The 15,721-nt window shown below is 68.5% G+C and carries 19 protein-coding genes, 1 tRNA gene and 1 pseudogene; 8 read left to right on the plus strand and 13 right to left on the minus strand.

What is annotated here, in order from left to right; translation table 11 throughout:
• Positions 1-950: 950 nt before the first annotated feature.
• A complete protein-coding gene (gene map, locus BLV39_RS00005) occupies positions 951-1,772 on the minus strand; it encodes a type I methionyl aminopeptidase (RefSeq protein ID WP_090785790.1) in 822 nt (273 codons plus the stop codon).
• A 63-nt stretch (positions 1,773-1,835) separates the two neighbouring features.
• Here map and BLV39_RS00010 point away from each other — a divergent pair, with 63 nt between their 5' ends.
• The gene (locus BLV39_RS00010) at positions 1,836-2,102 is read left to right on the plus strand and encodes a helix-turn-helix domain-containing protein (RefSeq protein WP_090785792.1); all 267 of its coding nucleotides are present in this window, start codon (positions 1,836-1,838) and stop codon (positions 2,100-2,102) included.
• On the opposite strand, the gene BLV39_RS00015 is transcribed toward BLV39_RS00010, so the two are convergent.
• From BLV39_RS00015 to BLV39_RS00025, 3 genes are all read right to left on the minus strand, one after another.
• Positions 2,099-2,632, minus strand: coding sequence for a hypothetical protein (locus BLV39_RS00015; RefSeq protein WP_090785794.1), 534 nt, complete (start codon positions 2,630-2,632; stop codon positions 2,099-2,101). The genes BLV39_RS00010 and BLV39_RS00015 overlap by 4 nt on opposite strands.
• A 95-nt stretch (positions 2,633-2,727) precedes the next feature.
• Positions 2,728-3,681, minus strand: a complete 954-nt coding sequence (locus BLV39_RS00020; protein WP_090785797.1) for an HAAS signaling domain-containing protein — start codon at positions 3,679-3,681, stop codon at positions 2,728-2,730.
• Entirely contained in the window at positions 3,678-4,019 is a 342-nt protein-coding gene (locus BLV39_RS00025; RefSeq protein ID WP_090785799.1) for a PadR family transcriptional regulator, read from the minus strand. Before BLV39_RS00025 ends, BLV39_RS00020 begins: the two co-directional genes overlap by 4 nt.
• 93 nt (positions 4,020-4,112) lie before the next feature.
• On the opposite strand from BLV39_RS00025, the gene BLV39_RS00030 reads away from it, so the two are divergent.
• Positions 4,113-4,916 (plus strand): protein phosphatase 2C domain-containing protein, encoded by an 804-nt coding sequence (locus BLV39_RS00030; protein WP_176984713.1) that lies wholly within the window; start codon positions 4,113-4,115, stop codon positions 4,914-4,916.
• 1 nt (position 4,917) lies between these two features.
• Here the strand turns inward: BLV39_RS00030 and BLV39_RS00035 are convergent, their stop codons facing one another.
• Positions 4,918-5,280, minus strand: coding sequence for a hypothetical protein (locus BLV39_RS00035; protein WP_090785803.1), 363 nt, complete (start codon positions 5,278-5,280; stop codon positions 4,918-4,920).
• Positions 5,281-5,362: 82 nt separating this feature from the next.
• Between BLV39_RS00035 and BLV39_RS00040 the strand changes: the two genes are divergently transcribed.
• Genes BLV39_RS00040 through BLV39_RS00050 form a run of 3 tightly spaced genes read left to right on the plus strand, consistent with a single transcriptional unit; the run spans position 5,363 to position 6,905 of the window.
• Positions 5,363-5,701: an ArsR/SmtB family transcription factor gene (locus BLV39_RS00040; protein ID WP_090785805.1), complete on the plus strand. Its 339-nt coding sequence runs from the start codon at positions 5,363-5,365 to the stop codon at positions 5,699-5,701.
• The gene (locus BLV39_RS00045; protein WP_090785808.1) at positions 5,698-6,141 is read left to right on the plus strand and encodes an SRPBCC family protein; all 444 of its coding nucleotides are present in this window, start codon (positions 5,698-5,700) and stop codon (positions 6,139-6,141) included. Before BLV39_RS00040 ends, BLV39_RS00045 begins: the two co-directional genes overlap by 4 nt.
• Positions 6,138-6,905, plus strand: coding sequence for an alpha/beta fold hydrolase (locus tag BLV39_RS00050; protein ID WP_090785810.1), 768 nt, complete (start codon positions 6,138-6,140; stop codon positions 6,903-6,905). The genes BLV39_RS00045 and BLV39_RS00050 overlap by 4 nt, the downstream gene beginning before the upstream one ends.
• A 2-nt stretch (positions 6,906-6,907) precedes the next feature.
• Here BLV39_RS00050 and BLV39_RS00055 read toward each other — a convergent pair whose 3' ends face one another.
• On the minus strand, positions 6,908-8,128 hold the full coding sequence (locus BLV39_RS00055; protein WP_275414366.1) for an FAD-dependent oxidoreductase: 1,221 nt from the start codon (positions 8,126-8,128) through the stop codon (positions 6,908-6,910).
• A 118-nt stretch (positions 8,129-8,246) separates the two neighbouring features.
• Here BLV39_RS00055 and BLV39_RS45035 point away from each other — a divergent pair, with 118 nt between their 5' ends.
• Positions 8,247-8,495: an NUDIX hydrolase gene (locus BLV39_RS45035; RefSeq protein WP_425304688.1), complete on the plus strand. Its 249-nt coding sequence runs from the start codon at positions 8,247-8,249 to the stop codon at positions 8,493-8,495.
• A gap of 187 nt (positions 8,496-8,682) precedes the next feature.
• Here the strand turns inward: BLV39_RS45035 and BLV39_RS00065 are convergent, their stop codons facing one another.
• The 3 genes and pseudogenes from BLV39_RS00065 to BLV39_RS00070 all read right to left on the minus strand — a co-directional run bounded on the left by BLV39_RS00065 (position 8,683) and on the right by BLV39_RS00070 (position 9,844).
• Positions 8,683-9,243, minus strand: coding sequence for a hypothetical protein (locus BLV39_RS00065; protein ID WP_239084144.1), 561 nt, complete (start codon positions 9,241-9,243; stop codon positions 8,683-8,685).
• A 35-nt stretch (positions 9,244-9,278) separates the two neighbouring features.
• A pseudogene (locus BLV39_RS45040) lies at positions 9,279-9,688 on the minus strand (DUF6228 family protein).
• Positions 9,689-9,770: 82 nt separating this feature from the next.
• A tRNA-Gly gene (locus BLV39_RS00070) sits at positions 9,771-9,844 on the minus strand.
• Between the two features lie 156 nt (positions 9,845-10,000).
• Here BLV39_RS00070 and BLV39_RS00075 point away from each other — a divergent pair.
• Positions 10,001-10,972, plus strand: a complete 972-nt coding sequence (locus tag BLV39_RS00075) for a zinc metalloprotease (RefSeq protein WP_090785816.1) — start codon at positions 10,001-10,003, stop codon at positions 10,970-10,972.
• Between the two features lie 58 nt (positions 10,973-11,030).
• Here BLV39_RS00075 and BLV39_RS00080 read toward each other — a convergent pair whose 3' ends face one another.
• Positions 11,031-11,558, minus strand: a complete 528-nt coding sequence (locus BLV39_RS00080) for a pyridoxamine 5'-phosphate oxidase family protein (protein WP_090785819.1) — start codon at positions 11,556-11,558, stop codon at positions 11,031-11,033.
• 44 nt (positions 11,559-11,602) lie between these two features.
• Between BLV39_RS00080 and dcd the strand changes: the two genes are divergently transcribed.
• Positions 11,603-12,190 (plus strand): dCTP deaminase, encoded by a 588-nt coding sequence (gene dcd, locus BLV39_RS00085; RefSeq protein WP_090785821.1) that lies wholly within the window; start codon positions 11,603-11,605, stop codon positions 12,188-12,190.
• Positions 12,191-12,243: 53 nt separating this feature from the next.
• Here the strand turns inward: dcd and BLV39_RS00090 are convergent, their stop codons facing one another.
• The 3 genes from BLV39_RS00090 to BLV39_RS00100 form a co-directional block, all read right to left on the minus strand.
• A complete protein-coding gene (locus BLV39_RS00090; protein ID WP_239084143.1) occupies positions 12,244-13,170 on the minus strand; it encodes a C40 family peptidase in 927 nt (308 codons plus the stop codon).
• Between the two features lie 132 nt (positions 13,171-13,302).
• Positions 13,303-14,355, minus strand: coding sequence for a hemolysin family protein (locus tag BLV39_RS00095; RefSeq protein WP_090785823.1), 1,053 nt, complete (start codon positions 14,353-14,355; stop codon positions 13,303-13,305).
• Entirely contained in the window at positions 14,348-15,637 is a 1,290-nt protein-coding gene (locus BLV39_RS00100; protein WP_373315465.1) for a hemolysin family protein, read from the minus strand. Before BLV39_RS00100 ends, BLV39_RS00095 begins: the two co-directional genes overlap by 8 nt.
• Positions 15,638-15,721: the final 84 nt, after the last annotated feature.

The following is a 15,721-nucleotide window of genomic DNA, read 5'->3' on the forward strand; positions in this document are numbered from 1 at the left end:
ACCTGGCAACCATTATTAACGGATGCCAAAATCAATCACAATTGGCACTGGCTTATCAAACACCCTGTTGAGTTCTCAAAGAACAAACACACACCGAGTTCGCGACCGATTCTCTCGATCCCGTCCTGCGGGGCACAACTTGTCCAGCTTACTCGGTCGTTTTCGCGCTGTCAAGCCGGTATTTTCGGCTTTCTTTCGCTTCGCCCGAGATCCAGCAACTTGGACGCGATGACTCGCTTCCGTTTCTTGCTAGGAATCCTGCAGACCGGCCGGATTTCCGTCGCTCCCGTGAGGGGCTCTCGGATCATCCCGCCCGGCTCCTGCCGGCTTGGTTACTTTACCCGGTCGGCTTCGCAATCTCAAATCCGGTCTAGCCGGTAGATCGCACCGCCCGAACCCTCCACCAGCAAACTGCCTGGTAGTGGTGCCTGCGTCCCCCCGGTCGTTTTGTCCGGTGTTCCGCTTGCAGAGAGAAAGTTACGTTGGACGTCCCCGAAACGCAAATCAGGGTTGGTCCATGTCCACTTGCTCCGCTTGTGGCGGACGCCAGCAGGGTGAGTGCCCACGTCGTGGTCGCCCTGGAGCAGGACACCGACCTTCCAGGACGATCCACGTCCTGACCTGCTCTTCCACCCCGGAGCCGTCCACTTCGCCGCCGGATCGTCGGGGCGTTGAAGGCGGTTCGTTGCCCGGGGGTCGCAGACGCGGCGGCAGCGGAATTACTACCTGAGCGAGTTCTCCGCGCCCCGCAAGCCTTGAGTCGCCGAACCCTCCGAACGCTGGACGAGCTGGAGCCGACTCGCCGCTCATCGCAAGGTGCAGGGGCCCTCTGGGTGAACCACGTCGACGCGATTGGCCCGTGCGGCGGTCACTGGGAGCCGAGGCACGCAGGGTGATCCGCAAAGGGCTGCCCCACGATCTAAGGAGGGGCGGCGCCTACCCAGCAGCGATCAGGAGGCTGCCGCGGGGTTCTCTGTGGTGTCGGCTGCTGACCCAGCGACCTGAGCAGGGCGGCGGGTCAGGACCTGGGGACCGGAGTCCGTGATCGCGACCGTGTGCTCCGAGTGCGCGGTGCGGGAGCCGTCGGCGGACCGGATCGTCCAACCATCGCGGTCGTACATGATTTTGTCCGTCGAGCGGCAGAACCACGGCTCGATGGCAATCGTGAGGCCAGGCTCGAGTCTCATGCCGCGCCCGGCGCGCCCATCGTTGGAGACGTGCGGGGACTCGTGCATGGTGCGACCGATCCCATGGCCACCGAACTCGCCGTTGACGCCGTAGCCGTACGAGCGGGCGACCTCGCCGATCGCATTGGAGACGTCACCCAGTCGACCGCCGGCTTGGGACGCGGCGATGGCGGCCTCCAGCGCGACCTCGGTGGCCTCGATCAGCTTGAGATCGGCCGGATCGGGGGTGCCGACGATGACGGACACCGCGGAGTCGGCTACCCAGCCGTCGACGCCGACCGCCATGTCGATGCTGAGCAGGTCACCGTCCTGGAGGACGTAGTCGTGCGGGAGCCCGTGCAGCACCGCGTCGTTGACCGAGAGGCACAGCACGTTGCGGAACGGACCGCGGCCGAACGAAGGCGCGTAGTCCCAGTAGCAGGACTCGGCGCCGCGTTCCTTGATCCGCCGGCGGGCGAGATGTTCGAGGTCCATCAGGTTGACGCCGACCGCGGCGACGCCGCTGAGCTCGCCGAGCAACTCCCCGACGAACTGGCCGGTCACCGCCATCCGCCTGATCTCCTCGGCGGACTTGAGCTCGATCACGAAAGCCTCCCTATCGATGTGCGGTATTTTTATACCACGCTTCCAGAGGGCTATCCTGCTCGCATGGTTCGCCAGCCGCTCACCCCCGAACAGATCGCAGCGGGCCAACGTCTCGGAGTCGCCCTCCGGGCCGCGCGCGCCGGTCGAAGCCTCGTCGAGGTGGCCCTGGCAGCCGGCATCTCCCCGGAAACGCTACGCAAGATCGAGGCAGGCCGCCTCCCAGCGCCCGCCTTCGGCACGGTCGTCGGCCTCAGCCAGGCGCTCGACGTACCCCTGAGCGATCTTGCCGAGGTCTGGCTCGCCGATCTGCCCGTCCGTCAGGCGTCCTAGCGACGAGTCGTGCTGCGAATCAGGTGGACGGATTGACCGAGCACCTCGCGCAGCACCCGGAGTTGTCTAGGGCTCCAGATCGGGCTGTAGGACTCCATCTTGTAGACCCACGGCACCACGGCGGCGAAGAGTTTGTCGTGGCATGTCGCCCCGACCGCGCCGCCGCCGTTCCATGGGAGGGACGTGCTGTGCGCGACGTCGGCTCCCCAGTTCCACAGGTCCAGGGCCGCCTGTGGGTCGATGGCCATCCGCTTTCCGCGTAGCCAGTCCTGCGCCGGCTCCAGGTCCGTGACCTCTACTACGCCGTCGTCGCCGTCCGCGCTGGGCCAGTCGCGCGCGGACGCCATCGCGCGGCAGGCGTCCTCGGACGCGAAGGTGTGCAGCTGGCCGGCTCGGCCCGCGATGCAGTCCTGGCCGGCGGGGTCTGAGCCGTACCACAGGTAGACCAGGCGTCCGTCGAACTGGATCCCGGTCACCCAACCCTCGACCGGGACGAGCTCGGCACCGCGTCTCGACAGATCCAGTCCCACGATCTACGACACTGCCACACCTGGGCACGCGCGTACGCGTACAACACAGCGCGAAAGGCCCGGCCCCCACGTGGCCGGGCCTTCGTCGAGAGCTGTCAGGCGGCGGTGCGGCGGAGCTTGATGATGCTCTCCGCGAAGTGCCAGAGGACGATCACGATCGTTGCCACGATGGTGACGGTGGCGACCGTGTCGAGGTTGTCGGGCTGGCTGAGCCAGTCGAAGCGGGCCACGAGCTCGGGGCTGAGCAGGCGGTCGTTCTGCATCAGGAAGATGACTGGGATCGCGAAGGCCAGGTCCAGCACCGCGCTGGTCACGACCAGGGGGAGGGTCCAGCGGCCGACGCGGTACTTGGCGATCTCCAGACCCACCGTCGCGATCAGGACGACCATCAGGAACGGCAGCCAGAAGCTCCACAGCGCCGGGTTGAGGATCGGCAGGTGGCCGTCGCCCGCCCGGGCCGGGACGAAGGACAAGAAGTGCTGGAGCGGCAGGTACGCGGTGAAGATGACGAGCCAGCCGATCGAGACCGCTGCGTCCGCGAGGGTGATCTGCCGCTCCGGGCGGTCCTGCGGGAGCTGGTCGACCGTCCACGCCGGGAGGTCGAGCTTGGTGTTGGTCCGTTCCAGCACCGCGAAGACCAGCGTGACCCAGAAGGCGATCTGCACGGCGGTCTGGATCGCCGCGCCGATGCCGGCACCGACCGCCCCGCCGACGTTGTCGCCGTCGGTGGCCTGCACCAGGCCGGCCACGACACCGACGAGCGCCGGCACGAAGCTGAGCAGGAGTTTGAGCAGCCGCCACCAGGCCAGGTAGTAGGTCGGGCCGATCAACTGCAGCCGGCGGTCGGCATAACGCGCGGCGAGCTGAGCCGGGTCGCCCAGCTCGGTGAGCACCTCCCGCTCGGCGGCGGTCGTGTCCTCGCCGCCGGCCGCGCGGCCGTCGATCATGTCCTCGATCGAACCGCGCAGCTCGGCCGCGATCTCCTCGCGGCGCGCGGCCGGGACGGTGCGCAGGGTCGCCGCAACGTAGCGGTCGGTGAGGGATGTCATCGTTCCACTCCTTGGATCAGTGCGGTCATCGAGGTCTGTACGGCGGCCAGGTCGGCGATGAGCAGGGTCAACGTGGACTCGCCCTCCGCACTGGTCCGGTAGAACTTGCGCGGCCGGCTCTCTTCGGTGTTCCACTCGCTGGTCAGCAGCCCCTGCTCCTCCAGCCGGCGAAGCAGCGGGTAGAGCGTGTTGGCATCCACCGGGAAGCCGTGGGCCGCGAGTCGTTGCAGCAGGGCGTAGCCGTAGTCGGGGTGGCGCAGGGCTACGAGGCTCGCCACGACGACGGTCCCCCGCCGCAGCTCTTGGAGGTGGATCCGCAGGATCTCATCGCTCGCCATGCGTCACACCATACTGTGTGGCACACACCAATGTCTAGAGGCACATCATCGTGCCGGTCAACCATGTTGTGTCGGGCCGATACCGTCGGGGCCATGCGAGTAGCGATGGCGACCGCCGCGGCCGAGCCCGGCCGGGTCAACGAGGACTTCTTCGCGGCCGGCCCGACGGCCGCCGTGCTGCTGGACGGTGCCGGGATCCGAGGGATCGAGGAGATCTGCCGGCACGGCGTGGCCTGGTACACGACGCGGCTGGGCGGCGAGCTCGTCGCCCGGTTGGCGCTCGCCGACGGACGCGACCTGGTGTCGCTGCTCAGCGAGGCGATCGACGCGGTGGCCAGCTCCCATCGCGACACCTGCGACCTGACCGACCCGAGCAGCCCCTCGGCCACGGTGGCCATCCTGCGGCTGACCGGCGACCGGGCCGACCACCTCGTACTCGGCGACTCGGTTCTGGTGCTCGATCGCGGCGACGCAGGCCTGGCCGTCGTGCACGATCGCCGGGAGCTCGTCGTGCGGGAGCGCTTCGGCTCGGCCTACGAGGCCGCACCCGAGGGCAGTGCGGAGAAGGACCGCGAGCGCGAGAGGTACGTGACGGCGTTGCGGGCCAACCGCAACCAGCCGGGCGGCTTCTGGCTCGCCAAGGATGACCCGGCGGCGGCGGCCGAGGCGATCATCGGCAGCGAACCGATCCTCGACCTCACCGACGCCACGCTGCTCACCAACGGCGCCAGCCGCCTCGTCGACCGGTTCGGCGCCGCCGACTGGCCGAGCGCGCTGGCGATCGTCCGAGCGCACGGGCCCGCCGAGATCATTCGCCGGGTACGCGCGACGGAGCAGGCCGGCGGTATCGCCCGCGACGACGCGACGGTCGCGCATTGCGCCGGACTGGCCGACTGACCTACCAGATCACCACTGACCCGCCGGCCGAGCGGGCTCGGTTTATGGCGTCGGCGATGTTGGTCAGGCGTTGGGTGAGGAAGTCCGGGTCGCGACCGACCGACGCGGAGACGTAGCCGAGGTTGTCGAGGAGCAGGACACAGTCGGCGTCGAGGGCGTCGAGTTCGGCGGCCGTCTCGGCGTACACGTCCTGTGTCGCCAGCATCGGCAGCATCCTCGCTCCCAGCGCCACCACGCAGGGCGCGCCGTAGATGCCGGTGCGTGCGGTCGTCGGGCCGGCCAGGTCGGACCCGGCCGGACCGTCGAGGAACAGCATCTCGCCGGCCGGGCCGCGGACGTACGCGTGCACGAGGAGGCTCATCATCGTCGATCGTTACACATCGACGACGCTCCGCGTACACAACTAAGAGGTTGTGCAACTGATTGGTTGTGGATATGGTCGCAGGGTGACCACCGACGAGCTCAGCCTGGTCTTCGCCGCTCTGGCCGACCCGACCCGCCGCGCCATCCTGGAGCGGCTCGCGCGCGGCGACGCCACCGTCAACCAGCTCGCCGAGCCGTTCGCGATGAGCCAGCAGGCCGTGTCGAAACACATCAAGGTGCTGGAGAAGGCCCGCCTGGTGCAGCGCACGCAGGTCGCGCAGTCCCGGCCGTGCGTGCTCGACACCGTGCGCCTCGACGCCGCGGCCGGCTGGATCGCCGAGCACCGGCGGGTCTGGGCCGAGCGCTACGACCGCCTCGACGAGCACCTCGCGCGCTTGCGCGTTGGAGAGGAGTCCCGATGACCGACACCGGCGAGCTGACCTACCGCCGCGTCCACGACGCGCCGCCGGAGCTCCTCTTCGACTGCATGACCCAGCCCGCGCACCTGACGCGTTTCTGGGGCCCGACCGGCATGACGACACCGCTCGACGGCATCGTCGTCGACCTTCGGCCGGGCGGCGCGTTCGAGACGACGATGGTCAACGATCGCGACGGCAGCAGCTACACGATGCGCGCGACGTACGTCGAGGTCTCGCGGCCCCACCGGCTGGTCTGGATCGATCCGGAGTCGCACGGCGGAATGCGGACCACGGTCACCTTCAGCGCGCTCGGCGACGGCCGCACCGAGGTGGTCACCCACCAGACCAACGTGCCGGAGGCATACCGCAGCGCCGAGGCCCAGGCTGGGTTCCAGACGAGCCTGGACCGCTTCGCGGCCTACATCGAGGGGGGAACGTCATGAGCAAGGTGATTTCTGACGACGGCACGACCATCGCGTACGAACGCAGCGGCACTGGGCCACCGGTGATCCTGGTCGACGGCGCGATGTGCCACCGCGCGTCCGGGCCGATGCGCGGCTTCGCGGCGGCACTTTCGGAGCATTTCGCCGTGTACGCGTACGACCGGCGGGGTCGGGGCGAGAGCGGAGACACGCAGCCGTACGCGGTCGAACGGGAGCTCGACGACCTGCGCGCGCTGGTGGCCGCGGCCGGCGGGACCGCTTACGGCTTCGGCATCTCGTCGGGCGCCGCCCTGCTGATCGCCGCGTCGGCGGCCGGGATCGAGTTCGGGCGGCTGGCGCTCTACGAACCGCCGTACGTTTCTGACCGGGACCCGTCCTACGCGCCACGGCTGGCCGAGCTGCTGTCCGCCGGCCGCAACGGCGACGCGATCGCGCTGTTCATGACCTCGATCGGAATGCCCGCCGACATGGTGGCCGGGATGCGGACCCAGCCGTTCTGGCCGGTGTTCGAGGCGGTCGCGCCGACGCTGGCCTACGACAACGCGGTCATGGGCGACAGTTCGGTTCCCCTGGTGGCCGCTGGGTCGGTGACGGTCCCGACGCTGGTGGCGGCCGGAGGGGCGAGTCCGGCCAACCTGCGGGCCGCGGCCAAGGCGGTGGCGGAAGCGGTGCCGGGTGCCGAGCACCGCGAGCTGCCGGGCGAGACGCACGACGCGTCCCCGTCGGTCCTGGGTCCGGTGCTGGTGGAGTTCTTCCGCGGCTGACGTCAGAGGTGTTCGGGCCGGACGCCGAGCCCCACGACCCGCGCGGCCAGGCGCTGCAGCCTAGGCGTGCGGTCGAGCAGGCGCATCGGGCCGGGGATGTTGACCGGGCCGGTCAGGTGCAGCAACGGATCGACGATGCGCCGTTGCGCGAGACGCTGGCCGGCCTGGGTCACGGCAGTCGGGAAACTCCGCCGGCGTTGCACCCTCGCGAGGTCGTTGTCGCTGAAGGTGCCCGCGGCGAGCGCCGGGCCGAGTATCCGCGCTGTCGCCACGGCGTCCTGGACGGCCAGGTTGATGCCGACCCCACCGATGGGCGACATCGCGTGCGCGGCGTCGCCGATCAGCAGCGCACCGGGCACGGACCAGTCGCGCAGCCGATCCAGCCGCACGGTCAACAGCCGCACGTCGTCCCAGCTCGCGACCTCGCCCACCCGGTCGTGCAGATGCGGAGCCCGGGCGGCGATCCGGTCGCGGAAGGCGTCGAGGCCCTTTTCCCGCACCTCGTCGTAGCCGCCCTTGGCGATCACGTACGCGCACTGGAAGTAGTCGTCCCGGTCGATGCAGAGCATCAGCCCACCGGCGCCGACCCGCATGTCGAGCCCGACCGGATCGCCGGGCCGCCGGGAGACCCGAAACCAGAGCACGTCCATCGGCGCCCCGAACTCCTGGGACCGCAGGCCGAGCTTGGCGCGGACCACGGACCCACGCCCGTCACAGCCGACGGTGAGCCGCGCGCGGACCTCCTGCCTGTCTTCCGTGCGAACGCCGACGACTCGACCGCCGTCGCCCCGGAGCACATCGACCACCTCGGTCGACCGCACCAATCTGAAGGTGGGCAGCTTGGCCGCTTCGTCGGCGAGCAGGTCGAGAAAATCCCACTGCGGCAGGAAGAGGACGTACGGGTGAGCGCCCGGCAGCCGACTGAAATCAGCGACCCGCACGGTCCCGTCGTCGAAGGTGGCCCGCAGTGCGTCGACCTTGCGCCCAGGGCGCGCGGCCAGCGCCGCTCCTAGGCCGAGCTCGTCGAGCAGGTTCAGCGTCGACGGATGAACGGTGTCGCCGCGGAAGTCCCGCAGGAAATCGGCGTGCTTCTCCAGGACGACGACGTCGACACCTTGCCGGGCGAGCAGCAGCCCGAGCACGACCCCGGCAGGCCCGCCACCCACGACACAAACGGTTGCCTCGACGTTGACCCTCCTCGATGGAAGCCAGCCCCAGGCTATGACCCACCCGGCCCCAAACACAACGAACTTGCGGAGAGCCCCGCAGACTCGCGTGATCCACTCGCGATTGGATGGCCACATGATGATTCCGTCGCTCGCGTTCAAGCTGCTCCATCGCATGCGCAGCGTCTACTGGCGGATCGCCAAGCCGACCACCTACGGCGTGAAGGCGCTGATCATCCACCCAGCCGACACAGACCGAGTCCTCCTCGTCCAACACAGCTACGGCGACACGTCCCTGTGGAGCCTGCCCGGAGGCGGTTACAAACCAGCCCGAGAGACCCCGGAGGAAGCAGCCAGACGGAGTGCGTCGAAGAGCTACGCATCGAGTTGGACTCGTCGGCCCTTGTTCTGGAGGAACACCTAACCGACACCCACGGCAAACAGGGCCATCTAAAGATCGTCCGCCTGCACGCGACCGCAGAGTCGATCAACCCAAACGGCGAGATCTCCAGAGCCCGCTGGGCGGCCGCCGACCTCACGGACCTACCGGACAACGCAACGGTCTCCAAGTGGGTGCACTCAGCCCTGAAGCAACATCACCGCGGCCTCAGCTAGTCGGAAGCCTTGGTTGGCAGAACCCCTCGGTCACGCAGCCAGGCTTCGAGTTCCTCGGCGGTGCCGCTCAACGGCGGCGCGTCGTCGGTGAAGTACGAGTAGGGCGCGATGGCCACGCCCTCAACGATGCGACGCGGATCGTCCTCGGGCGCGGCCGGGTCCAGTCGGTGCGCGGACAGCGACGCCATGGAGAAGATGGTGAAGCCGGCCCGCAGGTTGAACCCGATGTCGGACGGAGTTCCGGGGTGCCCTTTGGCGGCCAGGTCGGCCGTCACCTCGGCCCTGAATCGGTAGGTCAGCTGCACCCCGTCGAAGAAGACCTGGTCGTGTTGGCCATAGCCGACTTCGATGAGCTCAACAGCGTCGTCCTGGTCGTACGTCAAGACGAGCGTCGGGTCCACCGAGTCGTAGACGGCTCTGGTGTGAACGCCGGCGTGAGCTGGCGACCCGAGCCGCCGCTCAACCACCTCGCGCGGGTCACCGATCTTCGCCGCGTCAACGCCGACCCCAGGGATGATCTCCATCCCCCGAGTATCAGTCGACAACTGCCAGCGCAACCCAGTCGTGGCCGCCGTGGAGGATTTCCTCAACGCTATTCGCTGGCCGCGTTGACACCCAGGAAGTGAGTGAGGTGGGCGGCCAGGCGGGTCATCTCCTCGCCCGCTTCTAACACGAAGACCGCCCTGGCGGACCAGGCCGTGCCCTCCAGGTCGAGACCCCGTGGCCGAAGGCTGACGCCCAGCGACACATACCCTCGCCCGTCGTGCCGGGCATCGAGTTCGAGGCACGAACCCCGCCCCAACCCCGCCAGTCAGCCGCGAGCCCCTGAACAAACCCGGACAGCGTCGTAGCCGGATCGGCATAACAGCCATCGATCTTGGCCGCCGTCGAAGCCGTCATCCCCAGCTCATGCAGCTCAACGGCAACTGCGAAGACGTAGCCATCGCCATAGGGATCCCGCGGCGGATGAACGCTCTCGCTCAAAGGGCCCGCCGCAACCACTGGAACGTGGGGTGTCCGGGGCTCGGCCCCGGAGCCGGAATGCGGAATCGCTCATGTCCGCGGTCTAGGCGGACATGAGCGATGGAGCGGGTGACGGGAATCGAACCCGCACTGTCAGCTTGGGAAGCTGATGTTCTGCCATTGAACTACACCCGCGAGCCAGGCCACTCTACCCAACGTGCGCAGGTTGCGCACCAACCCCCTCGGTGAGGGGCGTGGCAAGGGCCGGGGCGAGGGTTTCGGCCGTTCCTTCACATCATGCTCATCAGTAACGTCCTTCACATCTGTTCCACGGGGAGGAAGAGGTGAGCAATGACGCTTCAGGGAACACGTTGGGCGTGGCGGGCGGCTACGACCGCGGGTGCCGCGCTCGCGCTCGTGCTCAGCGCCGGCGCTTCCGGGGTCGCCAGCGCTAAGAGCGCCGCGCCGGCGGGCGACGTCTGTGTCGCCGGGCAGGGCAGCAGCAGCGGCAGCAACCTCAAGGTGCGCAAGGGCGCGCAGCGGCACGACCCCAACGACCTGTCGGCGGCCGAGGTCGCCGCAGCAGAGGTCGAGTTCGACGCGGCCGCCGCGGCGCGCAGTGGTGGGGTTGCCGACGAGCGGGCTAAGAAGGTCACCGTCCCGGTTGTCGTCCATGTCGTGTCCGCCGACGGCACGCGGGCGACCGGCAACATCCCCCGGTCGATGATCGACGCTCAGATGAACGTGCTCAACCTTGCCTACGGTGGCTACACCGGCGGCGCGGCCTCGTCCTTCGCGTTCAAGCTGAAGAAGGTCAACCGGGTGGTCAACCCCGCCTGGTCGCCGATCCTCGCGGAGACTCCCGCCGAGGTGCAGATGAAGAAGAAGCTGCGTGAGGGCGGGCCGGAGACGCTCAACATCTACATCGGGATCGTCGACCCCGGGCTGCTCGGCTGGGCGACCTATCCCGAGCGGAAGATCACGAAGTATGACGGTGCCGTGATTCTGTCCGAGTCGCTGCCCGGTGGGACCGCCGTGCCCTACAACGAGGGTGACACCGCCACCCACGAGGTCGGGCACTGGCTGAACCTCATGCACACGTTCGAGAACGGGTGTGAGGGCAAGGGCGACCACGTCGCGGACACTCCGGCCGAGGCCGACGCTCAGTTTGAGTGCCCGATCGGCGCCGACACCTGTGCGGCACCGGGGCTGGACCCGATCCACAACTTCATGGACTACACCGACGACGTCTGCATGTATCAGTTCACCGCGGGCCAGGTGAAGCGCATGAACCGCGCCTGGAACGCCTTCCGCGCACCATAAGGCGTAAGGAACGAGACCGCCGCCGGCGCCGCGAAAGATGAGCGGCGCCGGCGGCGTCTTAGTTGACCGCTTCGGCGAGCGCCAGGGCGGGTGTGCGCAGCGCCGGCCTCGCACCGGAGCGGCGCGGGGATGATCGTCGACGCTGGCCCGACGGGTCGAGCCAGATGCGCACCTCAGGAGCCGTGCCGCGCTGGGACAGCATCGCCGCCTCGACGGTGAGCTCGAAGAGCCGCCAGTCGACCCGGGGCTCGGCACGTAGGTTGACGGCGATGGCCTGGATCCGACGCGGATCGGTGACCGGCTTGGCCCGCCCGGCGACATAGGCCTCGTCGTCGCTGTCTTCGGGTGGGAACGAGTGCAGCGCGTAGCGCCCATCGCGCTCGAGGTCGCGCCGTTTGGGTGAGTCGACGACGAAGCAGAAGAGGCCGTCATCGGTGATCACCGGTGAGACCGGGTGCACCCGTGGACCACCGTCGGCCCGGACGGTCGCCAGGTAGCCCAGGCCGGGCCCGTATTGGTGCAGGAGGGCGTGGATCGCCCGCGCAAGTCGCGGCTCATCGGACGCGAACTCAGACCAGGAAGCCATGGAGTGATTCTATCGTACATACGTACGAACCATAGGGTGATTCAATGCTGCTCTCCGACCGTGACCTGGTCACGGAGATCAAGTCGGGCGCGTTGACGCTGGAGCCGTTCGAGCCCGCGCTGGTGCAACCGTCCAGCATCGACGTGCGCCTTGACCGGCTGTTTCGGGTGTTCAACAACCACCTCTACACCCACATCGACCCGGCCACCCAGCAGGACGAGCTGACCTCGCTGGTGGAGGTGCCGGACGGTCAGCCGTTCGTGTTGCACCCGGGCGAGTTCGTGCTCGCCTCGACCATGGAGGTCATCTCCCTGGGTGACAACCTCGCCGGGCGGCTGGAGGGCAAGTCGAGCCTCGGCCGGCTGGGCCTGCTCACGCACTCGACCGCGGGCTTCATCGACCCGGGCTTCTCCGGCCACGTCACGCTGGAACTGTCGAACGTGGCCAACCTGCCGATCATGCTCTGGCCGGGCATGAAGATCGGGCAGCTCTGCATCTTCCGGCTCTCGTCGCCGGCCGAGCACCCCTACGGCGCCGCGGTCTACGGCTCGCGCTACCAGGGCCAGCGCGGCCCGACGCCCAGCCGGGCCTGGCAGAACTGGCGCACCTGGCCAACCGCGCCAGGCGCGTAAGCGAGAACACGAAAGCGGGGGCCCCGAAGGGCCCCCGCTCCGAAAGAAAGCCGCTAGCGCTTCTTAACCGACCGGTATCCCGTGATCGGCATGTTGCTGACGCTGGACACCTGCACCGGCTCGCCGGCCCGTGGCGCGTGCACCATCTTGCCGTTGCCGATGTAGAGCCCGACGTGGCTGATCGGACTGTAGAAGAAGACCAGGTCACCGGCCCGCGGACTGGATACCGCATAGGTCTCGTCCCACTGGTCACCGGTGTAGTGGGTCAGCGACACACCAGCCTTGCCCCACGCGTAGAGCGTCAGGCCGGAGCAGTCGAAGGTGCTCGGCCCGTCGGTGTTGAAGACGTAGGGCTTGCCGACCTGCTGACAGGCGGTCCGGACCGCGGTGCCCTCGGCCGTCGTGACAGTCGTGATCTTCGGGCAGTTGGCCACGTTGACCCGCGTCGGCGGCAGCGAGGCCTCGAGCTTCTTGATGTCCGCGGCGATCGTCTTCTTTCGCGCGGCCAGCTCGGTGTCGGTCTTCTTGTTCTCGGCGACCAGGGCGTCGAGCTTGACCTTCTCCGCGTTGAACTTGTCGCGGGCGGCCACGACGTCGGCGATCTGCGCCTGCTCGTGCCGCGCCAGCATGTCGATCATCGCGAGCTGGTCGGTGATGTCGCTGGTGTTGCCGCCGCTCAGCAGCATCGTCAGCTCGCTGCTCGGGCCGGCTTTGTAATGCTGCGCCGCGATAGCGCCGATTCGATCGAGTGCGATGTCGGCCTGCAGCGACAGCGGGGTGATTTTCTTTTGCAGGTCTTTTGCTTTCCTTTGGTTTTTCTCAAGTTGCGAGTGAACCTTGTTGTACTGCTCGATGACGGGCTCGAGCTGCCGCCATTTCTTGTCGATTTCGGCCTCGATCTGCTGCGGGCTCGGCTCGGCAGCAGCGAGACCTGCCGGGAGTACGGCAGCGACCAGGCCGAAGCAGACGGCCAGCAACACGTGGACAAACGGCCGGGACGCGCGCAAGGCGATTGCCTCCCGTAGTGAGACGAATGGGCGTGGGGGGTACGCCGCCGAGGAAAGACATTAGAGAGAAGCGAAAGCGCCCGCAAGGCCGCATTCGCTGTGCTGTCAGGCGGGTACGGGCGGTGTAACACCAACGCCGGGAAAGCCCGAATTGCCCTGTCCGACAACCGCATTCAATACATCGTCGAGAGTCACTACTCCCAGCGGCGCCCGACCGTCACTGACCAACACCATGTGCTGTCGCTCACGCCGCATCGACAACAACAGGTCGGCCAGAGAGCGATCCGGCGGTACGACGGTGAGCCCTCGCACGACCTCCACCGGCACCGGCGCGGTCCGGCTGGCACCCGCGTACCCGAGGATGTCCTTGACGTGCACGAAGCCCAGCACCCGACGCGTGCTGCGCTGCACGACCGGGAAGCGCGAGCGCCCGGTGTGGGTGGCCAGCACCTCCAGTGACGCCGGCGACACGTCCTCGGCGACCGTGGTGACCGACGACCACGGCCGCATCGCGTCGGAGGCGGTGCGGTCGTGCAGGGCCAGGGCGCCGGTGATCCGGGCGTGCTCCTCCGAGCCGAGCAACCCCTCCGTGCGCGCCTGCGAGACCAGTCCGGCGAGCTCCTCGGCGGTGAACACGGTCTTCACCGCGTCGGCCGCCTCGATCCGCCACAGCTTGAGCACGAGCCGGGAGACCCACTTCAGCGCGACCAGCAGCGGCTTGGTCGCCACGCAGAACGCCAGCATCGCCGGGCCGAGCCAGAGCGCCGAGATCTCGGGTCCGGCGATGGCGATGTTCTTCGGCACCATCTCGCCGATGACGGTGTGCAGGTAGACCACGATCATCAGCGCGATGACGAACGCCACCGGGTGCACCGCGGCCTCCGGCAGCCCGACCGCGTGGATCGGGCTCTCCAGCAGGTGCGCGATCGCGGGCTCGGCGATCGCACCGAGGCCGAGCGAGCAGATGGTGATGCCGAGCTGCGCGCCGGCGATCATCAGCGGGATCTGGTTCATCGCCGAGAGCGCCAGCCGGGCCCGCCGCGACCCGGCGGCCATCGGCTCGATGACGGTCCGGCGCGACGCGATGAGGGCGAACTCGCTGCCGACGAAGAACGCGTTGCCGAGGATCAGGACGGCCGTGACCAGCAGATTAAGCATGATCGGCCTCCGGGCAGACCACGCGTACCTGCTCGACCCGGTGCCGTTCGACCTCGACGACCGTGAACTCCCAGCCCGTCTCGTGGATGGTCTCGCCGGCCACCGGGATGTGCCCGAGCCGGGCCATCAGGAAGCCGGCGAGCGTCTCGTACGGGCCTTCGGGCAGCCGGAAACCGGTCATCTCGGCCAGCTCGTCCTCGCGGAGCATGCCGTCGACCAGGAAGGTGCGCTCGCCGCCCGGCACGGTGAGCTCGACCGCGCCCGTCTCCTCGATCACTTCCAGGTCGAACTCGTCGGCGATCTCACCGACCAGTTCCTCGACCAGGTCCTCGACGGTCACCACGCCGTCGGTGCCGCCGTACTCGTCGACGACGATCGCGAGGTCCGCGTCCGCCGCCCGCAGCGCCGCGAGCACGCCGTCCAGGTTGAGGCTCTCCGGCACGTACACGGGTTCGCGGGCGACCGCGGACACCGACGTGGTCGCGCGCCGGGCCAGTTGCACGCCGAGCGCGTCCGGCACCGCGGCGACGCCGGTGACCAGGTCGAGGGTGTCCTCGTAGACCGGGAACCGGGTGCGCCCGGTCTGCCGCGCGGCCTCGAGCAGTTCGGCGACGGTGGCCGTACTCCGCAGCGCGATGACGTCGACCCGGGGTGTCATGGCCTCCGCCGCGCGCTTGTCGCCGAACCGGATGGTCCGCTGCAACAGCATCGCGGTGTCGCTGGGCAGGGCGCCGGCCCGGGCGGAGATCGCGGCGAGCAGCCCGAGCTCCTCAGGCGAGCGGGCGCTGGCCAGTTCTTCCTGAGGCTCGACGCCGAGGCGCCGGACCACCCAGTTCGCGGAGGCGTTGAGGCCCGCGATCAGCCATCTGCAGCTCGCCGAGAACATCCGCAGCGGGACCACGGTGCCGAGCACCACGGACATCGGCCGGGCCAGCGCCGCATTCTTCGGCACCAGCTCGCCGAAGAGCATGGAGAGCAGGGTGGCCAGGGCCAGGGCGAGGATCGTCGTCACCGTGCGGGTGGATTCGTGCGCCAGTGGCTCGATCACCGGCCGGAACAGCTTGGCCAGCGCCGGCTCGGCCAGATAGCCGGTGAGCAGCGCGGCGATGGTGATGCCGAGTTGGGCGCCGGAGAGCTGGAAGGACAGTTCGGACAGTGCCCGGCGCACCGTGGCGGCGCGCCTTTCCCCGCCGGTCGCGCGCCGGGCGATCTCCGCCCGGTCGACGGTGACCAGGCCGAACTCGGCTGCGACGAAGAACGCGTTGGCGCCGGTCAGAAGCACGAACCCGACCAGCGGAAGGATGGTGGTCAGTACGACGTCGATGATCGGTTCACCTCGGCCGGGATTGTTTCACGCTTGCCTTCC

This window comes from Asanoa ishikariensis (genome assembly GCF_900107455.1).
In the GTDB taxonomy this organism is placed as follows: Bacteria; Actinomycetota; Actinomycetes; order Mycobacteriales; family Micromonosporaceae; genus Asanoa; species Asanoa ishikariensis.